The organism is Pedobacter humicola, assembly GCF_056490705.1.
In genome coordinates this window covers 30,412-51,570 of record NZ_JBWJIG010000001.1, presented here as the reverse complement: position 1 = coordinate 51,570, position 21,159 = coordinate 30,412, and the positions used below count along the sequence as shown (strand labels likewise).

At 41.1% G+C, this 21,159-nt stretch carries 21 protein-coding genes; 3 read left to right on the top strand and 18 right to left on the bottom strand.

The genetic code is table 11. The annotated features are described in order from the left end of the window. Positions 1-34: 34 nt before the first annotated feature. The 6 genes from AC04Q1_RS00230 to AC04Q1_RS00205 all read right to left on the bottom strand — a co-directional run bounded on the left by AC04Q1_RS00230 (position 35) and on the right by AC04Q1_RS00205 (position 6,732). The gene (locus AC04Q1_RS00230) at positions 35-1,066 is read right to left on the bottom strand and encodes a response regulator (RefSeq protein ID WP_478360685.1); all 1,032 of its coding nucleotides are present in this window, start codon (positions 1,064-1,066) and stop codon (positions 35-37) included. Between the two features lie 11 nt (positions 1,067-1,077). Further along, a complete protein-coding gene (locus AC04Q1_RS00225; protein WP_478360683.1) occupies positions 1,078-2,280 on the bottom strand; it encodes a PAS domain-containing sensor histidine kinase in 1,203 nt (400 codons plus the stop codon). 55 nt (positions 2,281-2,335) lie between these two features. Next, positions 2,336-4,117 carry a hypothetical protein gene (locus tag AC04Q1_RS00220; protein ID WP_478360682.1) on the bottom strand — a complete coding sequence of 594 codons (1,782 nt, stop codon included), beginning with the start codon at positions 4,115-4,117 and terminating at the stop codon, positions 2,336-2,338. A gap of 175 nt (positions 4,118-4,292) precedes the next feature. Then, positions 4,293-4,748 (bottom strand): pyridoxamine 5'-phosphate oxidase family protein, encoded by a 456-nt coding sequence (locus tag AC04Q1_RS00215; protein WP_478360680.1) that lies wholly within the window; start codon positions 4,746-4,748, stop codon positions 4,293-4,295. A gap of 31 nt (positions 4,749-4,779) precedes the next feature. Then, on the bottom strand, positions 4,780-5,799 hold the full coding sequence (adhP, locus tag AC04Q1_RS00210) for an alcohol dehydrogenase AdhP (protein ID WP_478360679.1): 1,020 nt from the start codon (positions 5,797-5,799) through the stop codon (positions 4,780-4,782). A gap of 57 nt (positions 5,800-5,856) precedes the next feature. Beyond that, positions 5,857-6,732 (bottom strand): universal stress protein, encoded by an 876-nt coding sequence (locus AC04Q1_RS00205; protein ID WP_478360678.1) that lies wholly within the window; start codon positions 6,730-6,732, stop codon positions 5,857-5,859. Positions 6,733-6,959: 227 nt separating this feature from the next. Between AC04Q1_RS00205 and AC04Q1_RS00200 the strand changes: the two genes are divergently transcribed. Beyond that, entirely contained in the window at positions 6,960-7,325 is a 366-nt protein-coding gene (locus AC04Q1_RS00200) for a hypothetical protein (RefSeq protein WP_478360677.1), read from the top strand. A 50-nt stretch (positions 7,326-7,375) separates the two neighbouring features. Here the strand turns inward: AC04Q1_RS00200 and AC04Q1_RS00195 are convergent, their stop codons facing one another. The 8 genes from AC04Q1_RS00195 to AC04Q1_RS00160 all read right to left on the bottom strand — a co-directional run bounded on the left by AC04Q1_RS00195 (position 7,376) and on the right by AC04Q1_RS00160 (position 13,382). Next, on the bottom strand, positions 7,376-8,587 hold the full coding sequence (locus AC04Q1_RS00195) for a DUF3570 domain-containing protein (protein WP_478360675.1): 1,212 nt from the start codon (positions 8,585-8,587) through the stop codon (positions 7,376-7,378). 13 nt (positions 8,588-8,600) lie between these two features. Next, positions 8,601-8,831: a DUF4266 domain-containing protein gene (locus AC04Q1_RS00190; protein WP_478360674.1), complete on the bottom strand. Its 231-nt coding sequence runs from the start codon at positions 8,829-8,831 to the stop codon at positions 8,601-8,603. A 2-nt stretch (positions 8,832-8,833) separates the two neighbouring features. Further along, a complete protein-coding gene (locus AC04Q1_RS00185) occupies positions 8,834-9,766 on the bottom strand; it encodes an FAD:protein FMN transferase (RefSeq protein WP_478360672.1) in 933 nt (310 codons plus the stop codon). Between the two features lie 5 nt (positions 9,767-9,771). Then, positions 9,772-10,200 (bottom strand): thioredoxin family protein, encoded by a 429-nt coding sequence (locus AC04Q1_RS00180; protein ID WP_478360670.1) that lies wholly within the window; start codon positions 10,198-10,200, stop codon positions 9,772-9,774. 5 nt (positions 10,201-10,205) lie between these two features. After that, a complete protein-coding gene (locus AC04Q1_RS00175) occupies positions 10,206-10,631 on the bottom strand; it encodes a Rieske 2Fe-2S domain-containing protein (RefSeq protein ID WP_478360668.1) in 426 nt (141 codons plus the stop codon). Positions 10,632-11,162: 531 nt separating this feature from the next. After that, entirely contained in the window at positions 11,163-11,936 is a 774-nt protein-coding gene (locus tag AC04Q1_RS00170; RefSeq protein ID WP_478360666.1) for a carbonic anhydrase family protein, read from the bottom strand. Between the two features lie 463 nt (positions 11,937-12,399). Continuing rightward, complete coding sequence (locus AC04Q1_RS00165) at positions 12,400-12,843, bottom strand: SRPBCC family protein (protein ID WP_478360664.1); 444 nt, start codon at positions 12,841-12,843, stop codon at positions 12,400-12,402. A 44-nt stretch (positions 12,844-12,887) separates the two neighbouring features. Continuing rightward, positions 12,888-13,382, bottom strand: coding sequence for an SRPBCC family protein (locus tag AC04Q1_RS00160; RefSeq protein ID WP_478360662.1), 495 nt, complete (start codon positions 13,380-13,382; stop codon positions 12,888-12,890). Between the two features lie 273 nt (positions 13,383-13,655). On the opposite strand from AC04Q1_RS00160, the gene AC04Q1_RS00155 reads away from it, so the two are divergent. Then, positions 13,656-14,639 (top strand): GlxA family transcriptional regulator, encoded by a 984-nt coding sequence (locus AC04Q1_RS00155; protein WP_478360660.1) that lies wholly within the window; start codon positions 13,656-13,658, stop codon positions 14,637-14,639. 443 nt (positions 14,640-15,082) lie between these two features. Here AC04Q1_RS00155 and AC04Q1_RS00150 read toward each other — a convergent pair whose 3' ends face one another. From AC04Q1_RS00150 to AC04Q1_RS00140, 3 genes are all read right to left on the bottom strand, one after another. Continuing rightward, entirely contained in the window at positions 15,083-15,997 is a 915-nt protein-coding gene (locus tag AC04Q1_RS00150) for a pentapeptide repeat-containing protein (RefSeq protein ID WP_478360658.1), read from the bottom strand. A gap of 284 nt (positions 15,998-16,281) precedes the next feature. Then, the gene (locus AC04Q1_RS00145; RefSeq protein ID WP_478360656.1) at positions 16,282-16,974 is read right to left on the bottom strand and encodes a response regulator transcription factor; all 693 of its coding nucleotides are present in this window, start codon (positions 16,972-16,974) and stop codon (positions 16,282-16,284) included. Next, entirely contained in the window at positions 16,961-18,415 is a 1,455-nt protein-coding gene (locus tag AC04Q1_RS00140) for a sensor histidine kinase (RefSeq protein ID WP_478360654.1), read from the bottom strand. The genes AC04Q1_RS00145 and AC04Q1_RS00140 overlap by 14 nt, the downstream gene beginning before the upstream one ends. A gap of 109 nt (positions 18,416-18,524) precedes the next feature. On the opposite strand from AC04Q1_RS00140, the gene AC04Q1_RS00135 reads away from it, so the two are divergent. After that, entirely contained in the window at positions 18,525-20,909 is a 2,385-nt protein-coding gene (locus AC04Q1_RS00135; RefSeq protein WP_478360652.1) for a TonB-dependent receptor, read from the top strand. Positions 20,910-20,948: 39 nt separating this feature from the next. Here the strand turns inward: AC04Q1_RS00135 and AC04Q1_RS00130 are convergent, their stop codons facing one another. Next, on the bottom strand, positions 20,949-21,137 hold the full coding sequence (locus AC04Q1_RS00130) for a hypothetical protein (protein WP_478360649.1): 189 nt from the start codon (positions 21,135-21,137) through the stop codon (positions 20,949-20,951). Positions 21,138-21,159 lie beyond the last annotated feature (22 nt).

Sequence of the window (21,159 nt, the reverse complement as noted above, 5' to 3'; positions counted from 1 at the left end):
GATTTAAACACTTGACCAGTTAACCTTTAACCACCTACTGTTTAATATTCCGTAGTTTTTCTAAGGAAAGAATGTTAATTGCATTCCCTGTTTTATCGATGAGCTTTTCATCTTTAAAATCAGCAAGCATCCTGCTTACCGTTTCGCTGGCTGTGCCTACCAATGCAGCAAGGTCATCACGCGAAATACGAATGGTACAACTATCGGAAATACCATCGCCAAATTTTGCTGCAACCTGTAGCAAGGCATCTGCTACACGCTTTCTTACCGAAGAATAGGCGAGTTGAAGCATCTGTTTTTCTTTATCACGTATATTGCCCGATAACAAACCGATAAAAGTTTTAGAAACCGTTTGATGATTGAGGAGGTACTCCATAAAATCTACTTTTGGGATGTGGATAATGTCCGATTCAATTAAGGTTGCCGCGTTGTCTGTATAAACCCCGCCATTGCAGAGGCTTTCATACCCAAAAAAATCACCATCCCGATAAAGGTTGGATGAAAGTTCCCTCCCGTCTTTAAAACGCTTGTATGTTTTAACCTGGCCCTTCACCACATAATAAAGGTGGTTTGGCTCATCCCCTTCTACATAAATAATCTGTTTATTCGCTATTGGTTTTGATTTCCCCTTTTTACGAAGTTCTTCCATCACCGTTTCGCTATTGCCTGATGCAGCGTTAAAACCTGCCGATTGCTGCTTTTTCTTAAACCTGCTTTCGATCGCCCTGAAAAGTTCGATATCATCAAATGGTTTAGTCAGATAATCATCAGCTCCCATTTCCATACCTTTTCGCATATCTGCCCGCTCGGTTTTGGCGGTGATAAAAATGAAAGGAATATTAGCTGTTTTTTGGTTTTTGTTTAACAGGTACAGTACACCATAGCCATCCAGTTCCGGCATCATAATATCGCAGAGGATCACATCAGGCGAATGGTTTAACGCCATTTCTACCCCCAGTTTACCATGTTTAGCCGTAAAGGTTATATAACCAGCCAGATCAAGTACTTCGGCCGTACTTTCCCTGATGTCGTCATTGTCTTCAATAATCAAAACTTTCTTGTTCATGGGGATGGGACTTAGTTTGTAAAATTATTTTGGAAAGAAAAGGTGAGCGTAAAAACCGTACCGGAATTTTGTTCACTCTGGCAGGTTACGGTGCCATTCATCAGCCCTACATATCTTTTTACAATGTTGAGGCCTAAACCTGTGCCCGGGATATCGCCTGTATTGTGCGCCCTGAAAAACGGCTCGAAAAGGTTACTTTGGTCAATCAGAGGAATTCCAATACCATTATCTTTCACCTCCAGAATGAGTTCATCGTCCTTTAAAATGGAATTGAACTGGATCAGCGTATCTTCGCCAGAGTATTTTATTGAATTGGAAATCAGATTAATCACACAGTTTTTCAACAGGTTCTGATCGAGATAAACTTCGGCGGTTGTACCGGTATGTTCGTAAATAATGTGCTGATTCTGCTTGGTCATCATCTGCATTTCTTCAGCTATTTCCTCAGCGAAACTAATGATATTGAAAGATTGGGCAGCTACTTCAACTTTTCCTGCTTCGAGTTTTTCCAGTGACAGGAAATCGTTCAGGATGGTGGTGAGGTTATTAATTGAATTTTTGATTTTCAAGGTATGTTTTTCTACACTGGCTACATCCTGCTTGATAGTATATTTATCGATTAGAGATGCCGATAACTGAATGGAACTTAATGGCGTCCTAAACTCGTGTGAGGCCATAGAAACAAACCTGGTTTTGAGCTGATTGAGTTCCTTTTCCTTATGAAAGAGTGCCTGCATATTCTCTTTGGCCATTTCCAATTCCGATACCAGCTTAACCAGATCATGTGTACGTTCCTTGATTTTGACTTCCAGTTTTTCGGTGTAGCTTCTAATCTGCTCTTCGTTGGCTTTTTCTTTGCTCAGATCGTGGATAAAACCGGTATAAATTTTACGGTCGCTAAATTTGATTTCGCTTACGCCCAGCCTAAAGGGGAAAACCGAACCATCTTTACGTTTTCCGGAAACTTCTCTCCCAACACCAATAATGTGTTTCCGTCCGGTATGTTCATATCTAGATAAGTAGCCATCATGGCGCGAATGATCGGGTTCCGGCATTAAAACCGAAACATTTCTTCCTACCAGTTCTGCTCTGTCATAACCAAAAAGTTCGAGCGCGGCCGGGTTTAAATGTTCAATAATTCCTTTGTCATCAATGGTAATTATCCCATCAATGGCATTTTCAATAATTGCATCTAAAAATTTCGATCTATCCATTTCGCATCCAGTATATCCTTGTAAATATAGAAAAGTTATTCCCGATCTTTTTCCCTCATTCAACAATCAATCCATCGAGCTTGCCTTCCGACTCCGCTAATTGCTCACATAATCCTTTTAACTCTCCGGATGCCTGATCTGCAAGCTCGGCAAAAAGTTTTTTATAATAATTAATCCCTTCAGCCAGCTGAACTTTGAACGCATTTAACTGCTTTCTTTTCTTATCGCTAAAATTTTGAAACTGCTGTTTAATATCTTCCTGGAGATAGTCGATATAGAGATTAAGCTCTTTGATAAAAACATGTGGCCTTTCTACTTTCGCCAACAGGTTAATTTTTCCATAAATATGGCCAACCATCTCATCAAATGAATAGACATCAGAAAAATAAGCGAGATTTGGCCCCGGACAAATGGCTACCGCTGAACTTTCCTTTGGTTTTGAGATGTTATATTTTAAATAGGCAGAGGCACATAAGCCCTCACATAAACAAATCTTTTCGGTTACCAGGTTAAACTGCTTTTGGTATTCGTCGGCAGATAAACCAGCTGTTTTTAAGCTTTTGATTTTTAAATGCTGGTACTCCCGGGATGCTGTACAAATGGCCTGCACGGTAAATTCGGTATTGTTACAAAGGTATTTCTTGGTACATGGGCTTCCCGGACGGCCCTTTTCTATCCGCCCGGCACGCTGGATATCTATTGTACTGTTTTTAAAATTGTTAAACCGGATACCCAGCGGGGAAGCTCCGCTCAGATAAAAATCACTTTCCTTCGAACCTGCCAATCGGGCCAATGTTCCGGCATCTACATTGGTTACTTCGGGTACCAACAGAAAAGGGCTTCCCCAGCCTGTGGCATCAAGATGATAATATTGCAGGAGAAAATCATGCTCAGCCGCTGTACCGATCCCACCCTGAACACTGATCCGTTGTTTAGGCTGTGTTGCTATTCGGATCCCCTTTTGTGTCAAAGCAGATTCGTACATGGCAAAAAGCTCAACAGACATATCGTTTCTCTTGAGCTTAAACTCTTCCAAAATCGGCCCCAATAAATATCCTTCTGTAGCAAATGCATGGCCACCGCAATTCAGCCCGGATTCTATCCTGAATTCTGAAACCCACAAACCCTTTTTTGCCAAAAATTTAGCCTGGATCAATGCGGACCTGAAATCGCTTACTTTTAAGATGATTTTCTTTTTCAGCTTTCCATTTTCATCCGGAAAAAAATCTTCAAAATTTTCCATATAGCTGTATAATTTCGGGTTCATCCCTGCAGATAGCACAACTGAAGCGCTCAGTTTACTTTCGGCAAAACCCCGTAGTGCTGTTAATGCATCGGTATGCGTATCGCCGGAATATTCGCCATCTAAATAATTCATTTTATCTACCTTGGCCATAATGTTCACATCAATAGCTCCCACCCGCATCGCATTTTTTAAAAGCGACTGAAAAGTCTTTTTGGTTTCACCTTCCGGATATTCCAGCATCAGATCATAACTATGTTTTAATTTAGCGGAATCTGGTAAAAGCTCAAAATAACGGCAAATATCATTTCCAACGGCGAAATCCTGTTGTTTTAAGCCTTTAAAATCATCGGTTATCGTATCCGACAAAAAGTTGAGATAGGCGGTGATACGTTTGCTCCGGCTGTCAGTCACTCCTTTTGGAATCGCTTCGAAAGGAATGAAACGGTTTTTTGAATGATAAGCACGGATACGCTCGATCAGTTCGTCATCAACTATAGATAACACGGAAGATATGCCGTACCGGGCAACTTTTAAAGGGGTATCGATAGAATAGCCTAAGCCCAATACGGGAATATGGAATGAATGTGGCATCGTATTTCGTTATATATGGGTATGCCCCCTCATAACGAAAGGGCAAATAATTTCGAAAGCAAAACTATTAAAGCCGAGGCAACCGGAGGATGATACCTGTCAACTCAAAAAATGATCCAGCTCATTTTTTGAGTAGCAATTGCGGATTGGAATGTTAGAAGCAGGGTAAAAACTATCAATTATTGTTATTATTTATTTCAAACCTGCCGGTTTTAAGGTGCAGGATAATTTTGAATACAATAATTTCTTTATCGTAAGCATCGGTTTTTCCTGTGCCATGTGAGGGCTGCTCAGAAGGTGTATTGGTTAATGGCATCATCCGGTGGATAATGCCTTGAAGAGCCCTTTGTTTTTCGCCGGCATCGGTAACTTCCTCAAATTTGCCCCAGCATATCACACTTCTCCAGTTGTAAGTATCGCGGATCTGATCAGTCTGAAAGCACACCTGGGGATTACTTTTCATCATTCTGATTTTTTGCCCGGGAGCAGAATGGGCATAAACGGTGCCGCTGTTGTACACATAATTAATGGGTACAATGTAACTTATGCCATGGGCATGGCAGGCCAAACGACCAATATATTGTTCTTTAAGGAGATTTTCGATCTCCACTTCTTCTAAATTCCCTAACATTTTTTTATCCTTAGATACCTGTTTATAAATACTAACTGCCCGAAATTTCCAGCACAATCCTTCCCTCAATCTCCCCCTTTTTCATCTGTCCGAATACTTCGTTAATGTCTTCTAGTTTTGCTGGTTTAACCTGTGCCCTCACCTTTCCGTCTACCGCAAATTCGATGGCTTCCTGCATATCCTTTCTGGTGCCCACAATAGAGCCTCTAACGGTTATCCGGTTCAGAACGGTATCGAATATGGGAAGGTCAAAACTGCCGGGAGGCAATCCGTTTAGCGCTAAAGTACCTTTTCTGCGTAATGCCGAAAGCCCCTGACTAAAAGCAACAGGTGTTACAGCAGTAACTAATACACCATGCATGCCTCCGGTCTGTTTTTTTAAAAATTCGCCAGGATCCTGCTCAAGGGCGTTCACCACAATGTCGGCACCGAGTTTTCTGGCCATCTCCAGTTTATCGTTCGATATATCAATTGCCGCAACCTGAAAGCCCATGGCTTTTGCATACTGAACACCAAGATGACCAAGTCCGCCGATGCCAGATATGGCTACCCACTCGCCTGCTTTAACCTCGGTTTCTTTTAAGCCTTTATAAACGGTAACACCGGCACAGATGATCGGTGCCATTTCTGCAAAGTTAACATGCGAAGGAAAGTGGGCTACATATCTCGAATCGGCAATTACATATTCTGCGAAGCCACCGTTAACACTATAGCCGCCGTTTTGTTGCTCGTAGCACAATGTTTCCCAGCCTGTTAAACAGAATTCGCAACAGCCACAGGCACTGTATAACCATGGCACGCCAACCACATCTCCTTCCTTAACACTTTTAACGTCATCCCCCATTGCGGCAACAAGCCCGATCGCTTCGTGACCAGGTACCAGAGGCATTTTTGATTTTACGGGCCAGTCGCCATTACAGGCATGTAAATCGGTATGGCATACACCACATGAAATTACTTTTACCAGAATTTCATATTGATTGAGTGGTCTAACCGGAAGTTCTTCTATGGCCAACGGTCCTCCATATTCATGGATAACTGCAGCTTTCATTGTTTTAGGGTACATCGTTTTTTATTTAGGAATTGAATTCTGTTTATCTACTGTCGGTTACATGGGAATGTTGTGTTCGGGCGGTAAAACCAAAAGGGGAATCTGAATATGATCCGACATGTTCAGGGTATAGCTGCCATTAATCAGGCGGTAAAAAAAATCGTGTTTTCGGTGCACCATTGCCAGGATGTCGATCTGTCCGTTTTCTACGATCCAATCCAAACCTTCCTTTATCCTTTCGCTGTGTACATGCCTATGGTAAATATGTCTGTAGTTAACCCTGTCGGCTACCCGGTTTAAAAAATCTTCTGTATTTTGTTTCGAATCCTCAGGGCTTGATGTAGGATTTCCGGTATGCATAATGAGTATATCGGCGTTAAATGGTTTTGCAAATTCGGCAAGCGCACATAAAACAGGGATATCACTATGACTAAAATCTGTTGCAAAAGCGATCTTTTTAGGTTTTTTAAACTGGCAGGTCGCGGGAATCAGTAAAAGCGGAATTTGGCATTCAATCATTTTCCTTGCCTTGCTGCCTACAAATAGTTTTGAAAGTTTACCTGCGCTATTTAATCCGATTACAGCAAGGTTCATTTTACATGCTGTAAAATATTTATAAACCTCTTGGTCAACCTTACCACGAACCGATCTGCCAAACACTTCTGCTTTAAAACCCAATTCATCATGGGCCTTTTTATATTTCTCTTCCACCCTTTCCACCAGCTTTTCCAGCGCTTTTTTAGCATCATCTTCGATAAGCTGATATTCTTCAAGCGGCCATACCAGGGAGGCTGCAGCAGGAGAAAACTCCGGAACCTGAAATACATTTAGCAGTTCTACCCTGGCACCAATACCATAAGCCAGATCCGTAGCATAATCGGCTGCGTTCTCCGCTGTTGCAGAGAAATCAACAGGCACCAATATCTTTTTCATACTGAACTCTTTTTTTGTTGTGCATAAAGTTTGGAAAAACATGATGATAAAAATATGAGCTGCATCAGTTATTAAAATGATCGTCATCTGGGACGATACCAAAAAGGCAAATCTTTCTAAAACCTTATTAAAGGGATATTTAGACTAATTATCATTACCACAAAAAAAGATTAAATTCATTATCCTTTGTGTAATTTCAGTGTTTTAAAATTATCCCCTTGTAGAAAATGAGTGTTCATATAGGCTTAATGATCTGGAAAGAAATGAAGCAGAAAGATATCTCTGTTTCAGACATTGCCGCTGGGCTTGAGATTAACAAAACAAAAGCACAGGAGATGCTGAATAGCGCTACCATCGATATTCTTACCCTGGTTCGCGTCAGTGAATTTCTGAACTATAATTTTTTCCGTTATTACGAAAGCGGAAAGGTGTTCTCGAAGATCGAGTTACAGGAAAAAAACAGGCTCGCAGCAGAAGTAGACCGGCTTAAAGCTTTGCTCAACGAAAAGAACAAAGCGCTCGAACTTCAGGAAAGGTTAAATAAAATTCAGCTCAGTACAATTTCCCTATTGGAAAAGGGACAATTCAGATAAACCGGCTTAATCAATTTACTGATCATCACCGGTTTATTTATATGCAACCGCTATTTAAACTTGAGGTTTAACGATACAATGTTCGAAACCAAACTTGTTGAGCGGGAATAGTGTCCATATCTCAATTCGAGCATGTTCAACCTTTGCCAGCCAAAAACACCTTTTGGGGGAGCAAACCTGATGCCAGCTCCATAAAAATCACTGCTGAGTGTTGATAGGTCATAATCGCTGGTAAAATACTGTTCCGATGCCTCATGCTCTCCATAAGGTGCAAAGTATTTAGTTCCAATCTGGTTATTATATCGGTAAAACGGACTGATTGAAAAGAAGGAACTGATCTTTACGGGAATTTCGAGTTCTGCCGTATGCGCCCTTATCCCCCAGTTATCCATATAATACCGGTAAAACGTGCGGATCACAAAACGATCGTCCAAAAAGTAATTCATCCGCAGTCCGATAGGAAGTTTATAACGTTTATCAGGCAAAGTTTCCGAACGCATCGAACCGTCTGTAAAATAATCCCGCTGGTATTTGGTGGCCAGCAAACCTTTTTGATAGGAAGGTTCCAAAATCAGGGAAGCCTGAAATTTCTGGTTAATCACCTGAGAGAGGGAGAACGATGCACTGAAAGAATTTCTCGGGGCGGTATCATATTGCTCACCTCCTTTTCCGGTATTTCCCGTTCGCAGTTCTATAGGCAGGATGACCGTCCATTGATCCAGAAATGCCTGAAGCTTGAAATCAAACTGTGTATTTTTATCTTTTGATAATCGTGTTAAGTTAAATGCGGCTCCCAAAGATTGATAATCAAACTCTGTTGAATATGAACCTGTAAATCCAAAGGAATTTCCAGTCTCTTCATTAGAATGTGTCCAGTTTAAGGAAGGATAAATACGGGTATCAGCAGAAGAAGCTGAAGAAATGGTGCTTGGATCTATCTTATCAGAAGAAGCTGAAGTATAATGGTCTATACCCAGTTCGAAAAGAAATGTATTTTTCTTACCTCTTTTGTTGAACCTGGACATCTGCAGATCAATGGTATTGGCAAAATCGCTCAGTTTTTCGGTTCCTACACCACCTGTTACCGCAGAATTATTGCCGTCCTGGTGATAATAGGCAGAAACGAGATTGATCTCGTCTATTTTTAACTTGCGCGACTGGTATTTACTGCTGTCGACCTTTGCAACTTCCGGTTTGGTTTGTGCGTAAGTGCTCAATATACCGAAGTACATAAAAAGCACATGGAGATATATTTTTCTCATTGCCTATAAAAGATTAATTACAACCGCAACCACCACCGCTTTTACCGCCGTTAGCACCCGAAGCGCCTTCGCGGTAAAGCTGAAAACTCTGTTCAAATTTCTGGGCTTTTCGGGCTGAAAGGATCATATCGGCATCATTGAGTTTGCTTTTTTGATAAGGCTTTACACTGCTACAGGCGCTCAGCATCCCGATGATCGAAAATGCAGTGATAGCCAGGAGGGAAAATGTTCTGGAACTTTTCATATTTATATCACATTAATATTGTTTGAGGTAAAAACCCTGTCGTTATCGTCGATGACGATGCAGGCCACTTGTTTAATCTGGTTGATTAGCGCTAGTCCGACCTGAACACCCATCACAACAACAGGTGTGGCCAGCGCATCGGCCAATTCAGCACTGGGGCAAATGATACTCACACTCTTCACGCCACTTACCGGCAGTCCGGTTTTAGGGTCGATCGTATGTGAATACCGTTTTCCATTTATAGTGACATATTTTTCATAACTGCCAGAGGTGGCAATGGCCATATCACTGATTTTTAGGGAAGAAAATGGTCTGTCGGTCTGTTCGGGATCTGCAATACCTACTGTCCAGGGATGACCATTAGCCTGGCTCCCCCAGGTAACCAGGTCGCCAGCGGCATTTACAATTCCACTTTTAATGCCCAGCTTTTGCAGCACAATCTTGGCCTTATCCGCCGCGTATCCCTTCCCAATTCCGCCAAAACCGATACGCATCCCTTTATTTTTTAGAAACACTGTCGAATTATCCTTATTCAGGATCACACTCCGGTAATCGATCAGCCCAACAGAAGCCAATGCGGTTTCTTCATCAGGCAGACTGGTCATATTGGGATCAAAGTTCCATAACCGTTTATCTATCGATCCATAGCTAATGTCGAACGCACCATCGGTAATTTCTGAGATCCTGATGGAGCGTTCGATAAGACTGATCACTTCTTCATCTACTTTTACAGGTTTTAGGCCCGCGTTTTCATTGATCAGACTGGTCTGACTAAGATCGCTGAAAGTGGTGAGCAGGTATTCGATCCTGCTCACTTCTGCAATAGCAAGATCAATTGCGGCATTGCCTGCCTGCTCACTTTCGGCGATCACCGTAAACTCAAAGCGGTTTCCCATGAGCTTTAGTATCCGGTTTACAGAAACAGGTTTGATCATTTAACTTACTTTTTTAGTTTATCAATTTCGGATACAAAAGCCTGCGGCGTTTCATCTGGAAAGCCGTCCCAGCTTTTGAGCACCTTTCCATTTTCATCTACCAGAACGGTGTAAGGGAACTTTCCATCTTTATTATATACCTCTGCCAGTGATTCGTTCAGTTTGATCTGCTCTTTGGATAACTGGTTTTTCTTTTGTCTCGGAAAATCGGCCCTAACAAGCAACAGATTGACAGCTGCATACTGCTCAAAGCTTTCTGATTCTAAAATTTCCTTGCGCAGGCGGATACATGGGCCGCACCAATCGGAACCCGAAAAATTGATCAGGATCTGTTTGTGCGTAACCTTAGCCAGTTTCTGCGCTTCCGTAAAATTTCCCATCCATAGTGCGGGAACAGCCAACAGCCCAAATAGGGTAACAAAAAGTAGTTTCATATTATTTAAGAATAAACTTTTATAGTGGTACCCATAAGCTGGGTATTGTAAACGGTTATTGCACGTGATGCCGGGACATTTGTAATGGTGCCGCTTGCAGAAAAGGTTTCACCATGGTTGAGGCAGGAGAATCGGTTACTTCCCGACTGATAGCTGACCACATAGCTTTCATGTGTACACGAACGCTGCACGGCAATGTAAGCCACGACCTGGGTATTTGCTACGATGATCCCGTTCGACACCAAAGATCCGCCCTTGTTTAGCAGTAAGGCATTGCCAACCATACTTAAGTCGAGCGTGAAATTCACCCTTGCGGGACTTGATGTATCTGAGGAACTAGCCCAATCAGTTTGCTTACAGCCTGTGCAATTGACCAGGGCAAAAGCCGCAGTGCTCATTCCGATATTGTTAAGGAAATCTTTTCCGTCCATACACTTTTTATAATTAAAATGAGCAATTCATTAAATATCCAGTCCAGGGTGCCAATAGATAAGGGTTTAGTACCGACGGGCAAGGCTGAAAAAATCTTGTAAAATTCTTTCTATAAAAAGTTATTAGTTTTCCTAATTCTGATGGGTATTGCATTCTCATTAGAGAATCTGATTAGATCTCCGTTTTGTAACAAAAATATGAATGAAATCTGAAGACATTCTGAAGTTCAACAAAATAATTTGTTAAATTTTGTTAACAAATGTCGTTCGCTTAGCATTACATGAGGATAATAAGATTTAAATAAGCTCAAATAATCCTACCTGTTCCATTTTCAAGAAAAAGGCACCACAAGCTGGTTTTTGCCTGGATGAGCCTCCAATTTTTTTTTTTGCAGGGGTCAAATCAAAATCTGAAAACTGACCGTTTGTTGTCCGGTCAGTTCCATAACACCTTGCTTAACATTTATCATATAGCAGATTTCGAATTGTTAAATCAAAATCCTTTACCTCAAGATTTAAAGTTATGACATGTTACTTAACAGGCTCAAATATTTCGACTTTTCCAGAATTCATGTCATAAACTCCCCCAACGATTAATATCTCACCTTTTGATTCCATTTCCTTCAAAATTACGCTCCTGTTCCTAATTTCCTGAATAGACAGTTTGACGTTTTCATCACAAACGGCCTCTACGAATAATGAATTTGAAGATACAGGTTCGCCTTTGAAGGTAGTTGTAGCGCTGGTAACAGCGGGATTAATTTTTTCAAGCAGCTTAGTGATGTTACCCAATTTCACGCCATCAATAGCGGATTTAATCGCACCGCAATATTCGTGGCCCAGTACAAGTACAAGCTTTGCTCCGGAAATTTTGCAGGCATATTCCATGCTTCCCAAAATATCATCATTGATAATATTCCCCGCTACCCTGGCAACAAAAAGGTTTCCTATTCCACTGTGAAACACATCTTCTACAGGTACTCTTGAATCCAGGCACGACAGGATAACTGCCTTCGGGTACTGCCCAAGCGAAGCTTTTCTCACCCTTTCTGTGGTATTGCGAATGGTTAAGTTATCTTTGGTAAAATCGATATTACCTTGCTTTAAGCGTTTTAGCACATCAGCAGGTTTAAGTTTCGACTGTTCTTCTTTTGTTAAAATATCTGAAGTCAGAATGTCTTCATTAGCAATGGTTAGCGTATCTTCCTGATCAATTCCATCATGTTTTATTTTTGAATTATTTTGCTGGCATGCATTTAGGACAATGGCTGGAATAATAAGGAAAGCGAAAAAAAAGGTTCTCATAAGTGCTTGATATAATGATTTAAATTTATAAAAATATTTAAACATTAAAGCGTCTGGAATTTCCAACTATCAATTTTAATGCAAGCTGGTCATCCCCGTAGGAGAAGATATTTTTTGATTTGATATTCATTGTCAACCCTATGAAAAATATAGGGACACATAAGCTTATATGTTTCTAAGGTGTTCCATATGGAGAAATCCTTCGACCCCATTATCATTAACAGGCTCAAGTAAAGCGGTTACGATACTTTGAGATGATTACTCAATCTCTCCTGTCATTTATATTGATTTTTATAAAATAAATTATCCCTCAGGACGACCAGAAACTATTCTGCGCGAATCAGTTTAGATCTGCAGGAACAAATAAACCAAGAGGTTCCCACGATGATCACACCGATTAACGCAGATTTTAAAAGCGCAACAAGAGAAACAACACTGCCCAAATACCCTTGAAGTGCATCGTTTAAAATACCTCTACGCCTTTGCCGGTAAGGATATATGTAAACAGGCTTTTTCCAATTAAATTTTGCCAGGTACCCGAACAGCTACCGTAACATTCGATTGCTGGCACAAGTCCCTGGTGGGTGAAAGTTAATCTGGTCTTATCTCCTTCCGGAGTTATCGCAAACACGATTTTTGTGTCTACCCATTCCTTTTTATCGTTCACAAAACTGATTTTGCTATCCGTAACCAGCCATACTACCTTTTTTCCGGGTATAGATTTGATCACTCTTTGCTTAGAAAAATGAACGTCGCCCATTTGATAGGTAAACTCATCGCCTACTTTTTCGGTGTCACCTTTAATTTCCCCATGCCACCATCCGCTCACATGATTGATATCGTTAAATACTTCTTCCGGAGTCTTATCAACCACAATTGATGTGGTATAATCTTTTTGTTGTTCCATGTCATTACTTAAATTTATAATCGTGTTCCCAATGCAGTTCTCTATTATTTATCTGGTAATCCCCACTTTTTTACAAGCTCGGCGTTTAGGCCTCCTTCTTTGCCGTTAGGCTTTCCCGCTCCGGTTTCAATAAAGTTTTTCAGGCTTCCCTGAATGTAGCTTGTCCAGGCATCCTGACAAACCTGGTAACATTCATATTCGGGCACCAAACCCTCATGTGTAAATATAATTTTGGTGTGCTTACCCTCAGGGATTAACTCAAAAACCAGTTTGGTACCCACCCATTCTGTTTTATCTTTTACGAAATTGAACTGGTTATCGATCACCAGATAGACGAGTTTCTGATCGGAAATCTTTTCGATGAGTTTCAGTTTGCACAAATGCACATCCTTATAGTGGTAGAAAAAGGATTCGTTTAGCACATCGCTTGTACCCTGGATTTCTTCCGACCACCAGCCCCTGAAATTTTGTATCGCCTTAAATGCTGTTTGCGGATCTTTGTTTACCACAATCTGTGTGGTGTAGTCTTTGCTGTTCATAGTCGTTTTTTTTATGTTAGTGATTTCGGTTAATGCGTTTTGTTTTACAGGCCTTCCCGCCAGACTTTGGCAGCTGAGCAGTGTTGTTAATAAAAGAGGTACAATCATGACTTTAATTTTTAGGTTAGGTGTTTCAGCAGAATCCGATATACCCCGCTTTCTGGCTGATACACAAAGTAATGAAGGAATTCACACTTTGTTAGGGTGTTAAATAGACAATATAGTGGGTTGATTTGGACAATACCATGCCTTATCTTTGGGTAAAAAAAGGCTATGAAACACCTGACGATTATAGTACCCAACGGAGAGAACAATTTGAGTAGCATTACGGGAACCTACGAGATTTTTTCGAGGGCAAACTTGTATTGGAAAAGTATGACGAAACAGGAGCTGTTTAGCATCCAGCTGGTGGGGGTATCGTCTCAGATAGATTTTAATGCAGGTCTGTTTTCGGTTAAACCACACACTACGATTGCAGAAATCGCTAAAACAAACCTGATCATTGTGCCCTCCCTCAATCACAATTATGAACTTGCGCTGAAAGGTAATGAATCCTTAGTCACCTGGTTGCTGCAACAACATCAACACGGTGCTGAAATCGCTACGATCTGTACCGGCACATTTCTGCTTGCGGCTTCCGGCTTGTTAGACGGAAAAGTTTGTTCCACACACTGGTCAGTAGCAGAAAATTTCCGTCTGATGTTCCCAAAAGTAAATTTGCAAACGGATCTTCTGATTACTGATGAAAGGGGAATTTACACCAATGGCGGAGCCTACTCCTTTTTAAACCTGATCTTATACCTGATCGAAAAATATTACGACAGGCAAACCGCTATTTATTGCTCCAAAGTATTCCAGATAGAGATAGACCGAAGCACGCAATCGGAGTTTACAATTTTTAACGGTCAAAAAAAACACGGGGATGAAGTTGTGAAACAGGCCCAAAACTATATCGAGCATAATTTAGAAGAAAAAATTACGATTGGCGACCTCTCCTCAAAATTCAATGTTGGCCGCAGGAATTTCGACAGAAGGTTTATCAAGGCCACGGGAAATACGCCAATTGAATATGCGCAGCGGGTTAAAATTGAGATGGCGAAAAAAGCTTTTGAAACAAGTCGTAAAACAATAAATGAAGTGATGTACGAGGTAGGTTATGCCGACGTGAAAGCATTTCGTGAAGTGTTCAGGAAATATACAGGTTTATCGCCTTTAGATTACAGGGGGAAGTATAATAAAGACGGTATAGGGAAATAGTAATGCCGAAGGTTTATTAGTCATTGGGTTAATCGGTTAAACTGGTTCATGGATCATTGGTGATTGGTGGGTCGATTCAAGACTATGGACTTCAGACTAAAAAATACCTTCAAACATCCAATGCCTTCTCAAGAAGTCCCGAAATCCCCTCTTTTATCACAAAGTAATTCATTTAGAATAGCCAGGATGACTGAGCACAGCGATTGTATCACCCTTTTTATTCTGCATCCAACATTTTCATCTACGGGGAACAAATCAATAAAAAATTGTCCCGCTCACCAAACAGATCATCGCAGATTTTAAATCCCTTCTAGCGCAAGTACCCGTATACCATATAATGCCATGGTCAGAATGTATTTTGCTAAATAAATTAAAAACATATTTAACCCACCAAGATTATCCAAAACACCAGCACTTGCGCCAGAATGGTTCAACTTATACCTCTACATCAGGGTAACTTTTGCTAAATCGGCACCCAAACCTTTGAGTGATGCATAGGTTAATTTATCCATCGTTGCCCCATCAAAGCAGATCGTTTTAATGGTCCGGTAATATTTATTGGTGAGAGCGAAAGTAGAGCGGAATGAGACATTTTTAAGTGTTGCGTTCTTAAACGAAGTTTCATTAAGCGCTGCATTGTGAAACAAAACCCCTGTAAAAGTCTGCCCATCCAAATGGAGTCCACGTAAATCGGAATAGTCAAAATCTACGCCCTCAAACACGCAGTTTTCAAAAACTGTCTCCCTTAGATCGGTCTTGCTGAGTTTTACCTCGGTAAGCTTGGTATTACTGATTTTTGCCTTAGCCAGTCCTAACGCGTAAAATTTTGTACGCAACAAAATGGTCTGCTCGAAATTAGCGCCTGTAAGATCAGTGGCAGACAAGTTGCAGTCCGTAAGATTTGCTCCTTGAAAACTCGCCTCACGAGCATTACTACCCAGAAAAGAACTGCCCGTTAGGTCGGCACCAGTAAAATCTGACCCACCTAAATTACTTCCATTAAATTTCAAATGATGCGCAACAACACCTGCAAAATCGGTATTGGCAAGATCATTCCCACTAAAATTGGTCAATAGCTGCGGCTGATGCGAATCGGTTAAACTATTTACCTCTGGTATGGTCTGTTCAATTTCACTGATCTGATTTGGAGAAGATGGCTTCTCTGAAAAATAATTAAGATCTACATCCAGAATCTTAGCGAGTTGGTTTAAGGTAATAATATCGGGCATTGATTCTCCCCGCTCCCATTTTCCAACAGCCTGTGGGCTTACAAATACATGTCCGGCAAGCCCAGCCTGCGACATACTTATCTTTTTTCGTGCTCCGGCAATCATCTTGCCAATCATTTTTGCGTCCATATGTATTGTCTTTTTTTAACTTTCGACATTGCAAATGTAGCTGGCCAACAAGTCAGATTCAGCAAATCAGTCGATCATTATAGTTGCAATTACGCTACTTATTGTTGCTTTTTAGCAACTTATAGTTGTATTTTGTTCACACTTGAATTTCTAAAAGGTTTAAGACTTAATCGATCGCTTAAGCATTCTTGTCGGCACAGACTAAGCCATAGCCTGACCTACACTTTAAAATATTTATAGACACTAGTCTTGCATCAGGTAACAAACTTTGGTTTCAGGTCTAATCAACAAATAAGCTTATATCCCACCCCCCTTAAGCTGATGATCTGTATCTCTGCTTCACTTTTTAAGAGTTTGCGCAAATGCGCCATGAAAACATCCATACTGCGGCCATTGTAAAAACTGTCTTCACCCCATATTTTAATCAAAGCATCCTCGCGTTCCAAAACCTTATTGCGGTTCTGCAGTAACAATTCGAGCAGAATGGCTTCCTTGTAAGAAAGTGAATATTCGCCTACGGAAGTTTTTAATTTCTGGGCAACGGGATCGAGTTCACAGTTTCTGAACTGGTATTTTCTATTGGCATCATTTTCTGCTTGGTGCGCGGGGCCAAAGCGCTTTAAAAGGGATTCCATGCGCACCAGCAATTCTTCAATACTAAAGGGCTTTTTAAGATAGTCGTTGCCCCCGTTTTTGAATCCCATTATCACATCTTCGGTAAGCGCCTTTGCACTCAAAAAGATAATCGGGATATTGGGATCTGATTTTCTGATTTCAGCCGCCAGCGTATAGCCATCTTTTTGCGGCATCATGATGTCGAGCACACAGATATCAGGCTTTTCTGCAGCAAATTGTTTCCAGGCAAGCTGCCCATCCGCAGCAAGATTTACCGCATAACCGCTGCTGGTTAAACCATCGAGTACAATGCGCGCCAAAAAAGGCTCATCTTCCGCATATAAAACCTTAGTTTTCTTCATACAATGGCAAAATAACCATAAAATTACTTCCCTTACCTACTTTGCTGTGCAGCGCAACACGCCCGCCGTGGAGTTCTACCACCTGTTTTACATAGTGAAGTCCTAAACCGGATCCTTTTACATTGTGTATATTATCCTGGTTAAAAATCCTGAAAAAGCGTTCAAAAACCTGTAGCTGATGAATCTCTTTAATACCAGGGCCATTATCTTTAAAGCTGATGGTTAACTCATGGTTAGCAATACTGCAGGATATCTCAATTTTGGATTCCGCAGGCGAATATTTCAATGCATTATCAATCAGGTTATAACATACATTAGCCATATGCATCGCGTCACCTTTGATAAAATAGGGTTCATCAGCAGGTATTAGTATCAACCGCGTATTTTTCTCTCTCACCTGAATATCCATTGAAAGTATTACCTGTTTCAGTATAGTTTGAATATCGAAGAGGCTTAATTGCAATGTAGTTTTACCCAGATCCATCTGTTCCTGCTTAAGCACCTTTTCGATCATGGCCTGTAAACGCTGCAATTCGTGGCGGCTTATATTGAGGTAATTCTCCAGTTTTTCGGGCTCATCTATTAAATGGTATTTGCTGATCGATTCGAGGGCTACGGCAATCGTCGAGATTGGAGTTTGCAGTTCATGTGTCATATTGCTGGTAAAACTCATTCTCGCCTGCGCATAAAGCTGTTGGTTTTTCATCAGCCTGATGAGCAGGTAGAATGCCGCAGCGGTGAGCACCAGCATCAGGAAAGATGAAATGAGGTAATACCGCATCTGATAAATGATTAACCAGGTAATGGTTGGGATTACGAGCTGATATCTGTTCTGAAACTTAAGGTTATAGGTATATTTTCCGCTGAGGAAGGCAGATGGAGATTTGGAAACCACTTTCCCTTTTACCAATCTTCCGTCAGAATAGTCGTAAAGTGCATAATTTCTATCGATATGCCAACCCAACCTATCGAGCTGATGGTTCACCAAACTATCCATCACTTTCAGGTCACGCTGATCTCCGAGCGAAACATCACGTTGAGATTTACCATCGATAACAGCTTTAGCCTTATGGCCAATTTTCTTTTTAGGATCGTTCAGGAACGACATTTTCATTTCGACCACCGAACTGTCATTGGTAATTCCATAATGAAACTGGCTCCGCAGGTTATCTACTTTTAATTCATCAAAAGCCTGCCTGAGCGATAGCCATTCAGGAGAGAGGAAAAACTGCTGAAAACGGATACTTTTCTCATGTCCCTTCGCGATACTCTGATAGGTGATCCGCCTTGAAGCATCACTCACGATGGATTCGAGAGCTGTAGCAACGGATTTCTTTTGCGCCAGATACAATTGCCTTATCCATGCACATTGCAGGCATACACTAATCACCAGCGTGATCACCGCTAAAGGAAGTACATATCTGGAGCTAAGCCATTTCATTCCCCTAAATTGAACAAATCATTTTATCAATGGAAGTATCGACAGAAGATTTAACCATATTTAACCGAGCTTAACTTTGCTTTACATGCTAAGCATTTAGCTTTGGAACATGAAAAAATTAAGCCTACTCCTCCTTTTCTCTTTCCCTTTAATCACATTAGCACAATTGCACAAAGGTTTTGTGAACGATAAAACCGGCGAACCGATTGATGGAGTAACCATCAGCCTGCACCGGGCTGACTCGACCCTGGCTATACAGACTTCAAAAAATGGATTGTTCAGTTTCCTGCAGCCTTTCAAAGGAAATTATGTTTTAAAGGCCAATGCGGTTGGATATAAAAACATAACCAAAGTGATAAATCTTCCAATAGATTCAGTGACGATAGTAATGATCAGTGACGACAAACCCCTCGATCAGGTAACGGTATCCGCTTCAAAGCCGCTGATCGTGCGAAAAATCGACAGGGTAATATTCAATGTCGAAAATAGCATTGTTGCCAGTGGTGCAACGGTTTGGGATGCGCTGGGTAAAGCACCGGGTGTACAAACACGTTTTGATGGGGGCGTAACAGCAAACAATAAGGGAGTAGTGATTTATATGGACGATAAGCCCATCAGGTTATCTGGAGAAGACCTGGCTGCCTATCTCCGGAGCCTGCCTTCGGATAATATTGCCAAAATTGAAATTATTGCCAATCCAACAGCCAGATATGATGCACAGGGTGGTGCAGTAATCAATATTATTTCTAAAAAACCAAAAGGCGACGGTTTTAACGTGGTGCTATCTGGTGCTTATACCCAATCTACCTATAGCAGTTATAATTCAAGCATGGTATTTAATTATCGAAAAGACAAGTTGAATATATATGGCAGTTATGGTTACAGCAGGCGTAAAAAAGACCACACGGAAAGTGAGTACATCATCTTCGATTCGCCGGAAAACTATGCAGACTGGAAGAATGATAAATCGGGAATACGTTTGGGGAATGCCAATAGTTATAAAATTGGCGCGGATTACAACCTGACCGGCAAACAGGTGATCGGTATTTTGGTAAATGGTTATCATGGCAACAACAGCAGACCGAACCAGGCGTTGACGACTATAGTGAATAACCATGCACTACGACCTGATTCTATCCTCAATACCCAAAACATTTCTACCGGAGCGGCATATCAATATAGTTTTAACCTGAATTACAAGATCAAACTGGATACCAGTGGAAGAAATATTAACGTCGATATGGATTATGTGCCCTACCAGAACAAAAACAGCCAGCAGGTAGATACCTATGGTACAGGGAGTACCGGAAATTTGCTTCCAGATAGTTATCATATCTTTACCCCATCTAACCAGAACATTGATATTTATTCAGGAAAACTGGATTATACCGATAAATTCTGGAAGAAATGGACATTTGAATCAGGCCTGAAATACAGCAGTATCCGTACACGCAACAGTTTTGATTTTTATAACCATCCGGCTACCGGCCTGGAGTTGATACCAAACCACAGCGACCGCTTTGAATATGCAGAAAATATAAGCGCCGCGTATGCAAGTATTACCGGAGATGTAGGTAAGTGGAGTTTTGAAGGTGGCCTGCGTGGCGAATATACCCAGACAAATGGCAAATCGCTGGTATTAAATACCAACAATCGGAAGAACTATTTCAAACTTTTCCCAACGATTTTCGTGCTTTATAAAATGAATAAAGACAACGAAATAAACCTCACTTACAATTCAAGAATCAGCAGACCTGAATACTGGAGGCTAAACCCTTTTAAATCTTACACCAGCCCCTACACTTACCTGGAAGGAAACCCTGCGTTACAACCTGCCTTTATATACAATGGTGAACTGGGCTATACCTATAAGCAGCAATATAACATTTCATTCTATCTCAGACGGACAGTTGATTATTTTAGCAATATCTCCGTACAGGACAATATCACAAAACTATTTTATGATACCCAAAGAAACCTCGATTTAAGTCAGGAAATGGGCTTCTCGGCTTCCTTTCCCATTAAGCCAGCTTCCTGGTGGGAAATCAACAATTATGCACAGGGCTCCTATCGCCAGGAAAAGTCGGGATATTTACAGGCACATTATGATTATCATGCTTTGGGCGTTTACCTCAGTTCTAATCACGCATTTACCTTAAACAAAACACATGGACTGAAAGCAGAAATCAGCGCATGGTACTCTTCCCCTACCATACAGGGTATTTATAAACTTGCACAGCTTTATGATGTGAGTGCTGGTGCGAGCAAGAGTCTGTTAAAGGGCAAAGGTACTTTAAGGTTGGCCATCAATGATCTATTTTACGGAAATGCTTACCGCATTGATGTGGATTATGAAAATCAGCGCAACGGTTTTTATGAGCAGAATGATACGCGCAGTGCCACGCTAAGTTTCTCATACCGGTTGGGCGGTAATCCAACAGCCGCAAGAAAAAGAACATCGGCCAGTGAGGAGGAAAAGAAACGCACACAGTAAGCGTTAACTTTAGGTAATAATAAGGTGGTTTAGTTCGACTTATAATACCATAATATCTATTGCCACCAGGCCACAAACACTCAACGCAATCTCGAACATTACTTCATCGCTTACATCCACCTTTGTATTCAAATTTGTCAAATTAAATATTATTTCCTGCTCGTTCTCATCCTCAATCAAACCTCGTCCAAGGGCCGGATCAAGACTCAGTATTTTTCCTTTTCTCATTTATGTAATTATCATGTTATCC

Excerpts from the sequence above, each read along its gene's own strand:
- AC04Q1_RS00140 (WP_478360654.1), bottom strand. The coding sequence starts at position 18,415 with ATGAAATGGCTTAGCTCCAGATATGTACTTCCTTTAGCGGTGATCACG.
- AC04Q1_RS00160 (WP_478360662.1), bottom strand. The coding sequence starts at position 13,382 with ATGAACAGCAAAGACTACACCACACAGATTGTGGTAAACAAAGATCCG.
- AC04Q1_RS00150 (WP_478360658.1), bottom strand. The coding sequence starts at position 15,997 with ATGGACGCAAAAATGATTGGCAAGATGATTGCCGGAGCACGAAAAAAG.
- AC04Q1_RS00180 (WP_478360670.1), bottom strand. The coding sequence starts at position 10,200 with ATGAAACTACTTTTTGTTACCCTATTTGGGCTGTTGGCTGTTCCCGCA.
- AC04Q1_RS00135 (WP_478360652.1), top strand. The coding sequence starts at position 18,525 with ATGAAAAAATTAAGCCTACTCCTCCTTTTCTCTTTCCCTTTAATCACA.
- AC04Q1_RS00170 (WP_478360666.1), bottom strand. The coding sequence starts at position 11,936 with ATGAGAACCTTTTTTTTCGCTTTCCTTATTATTCCAGCCATTGTCCTA.
- AC04Q1_RS00130 (WP_478360649.1), bottom strand. The coding sequence starts at position 21,137 with ATGAGAAAAGGAAAAATACTGAGTCTTGATCCGGCCCTTGGACGAGGT.
- adhP (WP_478360679.1), bottom strand. The coding sequence starts at position 5,799 with ATGAAAGCTGCAGTTATCCATGAATATGGAGGACCGTTGGCCATAGAA.
- AC04Q1_RS00165 (WP_478360664.1), bottom strand. The coding sequence starts at position 12,843 with ATGGAACAACAAAAAGATTATACCACATCAATTGTGGTTGATAAGACT.
- AC04Q1_RS00225 (WP_478360683.1), bottom strand. The coding sequence starts at position 2,280 with ATGGATAGATCGAAATTTTTAGATGCAATTATTGAAAATGCCATTGAT.
- AC04Q1_RS00185 (WP_478360672.1), bottom strand. The coding sequence starts at position 9,766 with ATGATCAAACCTGTTTCTGTAAACCGGATACTAAAGCTCATGGGAAAC.
- AC04Q1_RS00195 (WP_478360675.1), bottom strand. The coding sequence starts at position 8,587 with ATGAGAAAAATATATCTCCATGTGCTTTTTATGTACTTCGGTATATTG.
- AC04Q1_RS00145 (WP_478360656.1), bottom strand. The coding sequence starts at position 16,974 with ATGAAGAAAACTAAGGTTTTATATGCGGAAGATGAGCCTTTTTTGGCG.
- AC04Q1_RS00190 (WP_478360674.1), bottom strand. The coding sequence starts at position 8,831 with ATGAAAAGTTCCAGAACATTTTCCCTCCTGGCTATCACTGCATTTTCG.
- AC04Q1_RS00205 (WP_478360678.1), bottom strand. The coding sequence starts at position 6,732 with ATGAAAAAGATATTGGTGCCTGTTGATTTCTCTGCAACAGCGGAGAAC.
- AC04Q1_RS00230 (WP_478360685.1), bottom strand. The coding sequence starts at position 1,066 with ATGAACAAGAAAGTTTTGATTATTGAAGACAATGACGACATCAGGGAA.
- AC04Q1_RS00155 (WP_478360660.1), top strand. The coding sequence starts at position 13,656 with ATGAAACACCTGACGATTATAGTACCCAACGGAGAGAACAATTTGAGT.
- AC04Q1_RS00220 (WP_478360682.1), bottom strand. The coding sequence starts at position 4,117 with ATGCCACATTCATTCCATATTCCCGTATTGGGCTTAGGCTATTCTATC.
- AC04Q1_RS00200 (WP_478360677.1), top strand. The coding sequence starts at position 6,960 with ATGAGTGTTCATATAGGCTTAATGATCTGGAAAGAAATGAAGCAGAAA.
- AC04Q1_RS00175 (WP_478360668.1), bottom strand. The coding sequence starts at position 10,631 with ATGGACGGAAAAGATTTCCTTAACAATATCGGAATGAGCACTGCGGCT.
- AC04Q1_RS00215 (WP_478360680.1), bottom strand. The coding sequence starts at position 4,748 with ATGTTAGGGAATTTAGAAGAAGTGGAGATCGAAAATCTCCTTAAAGAA.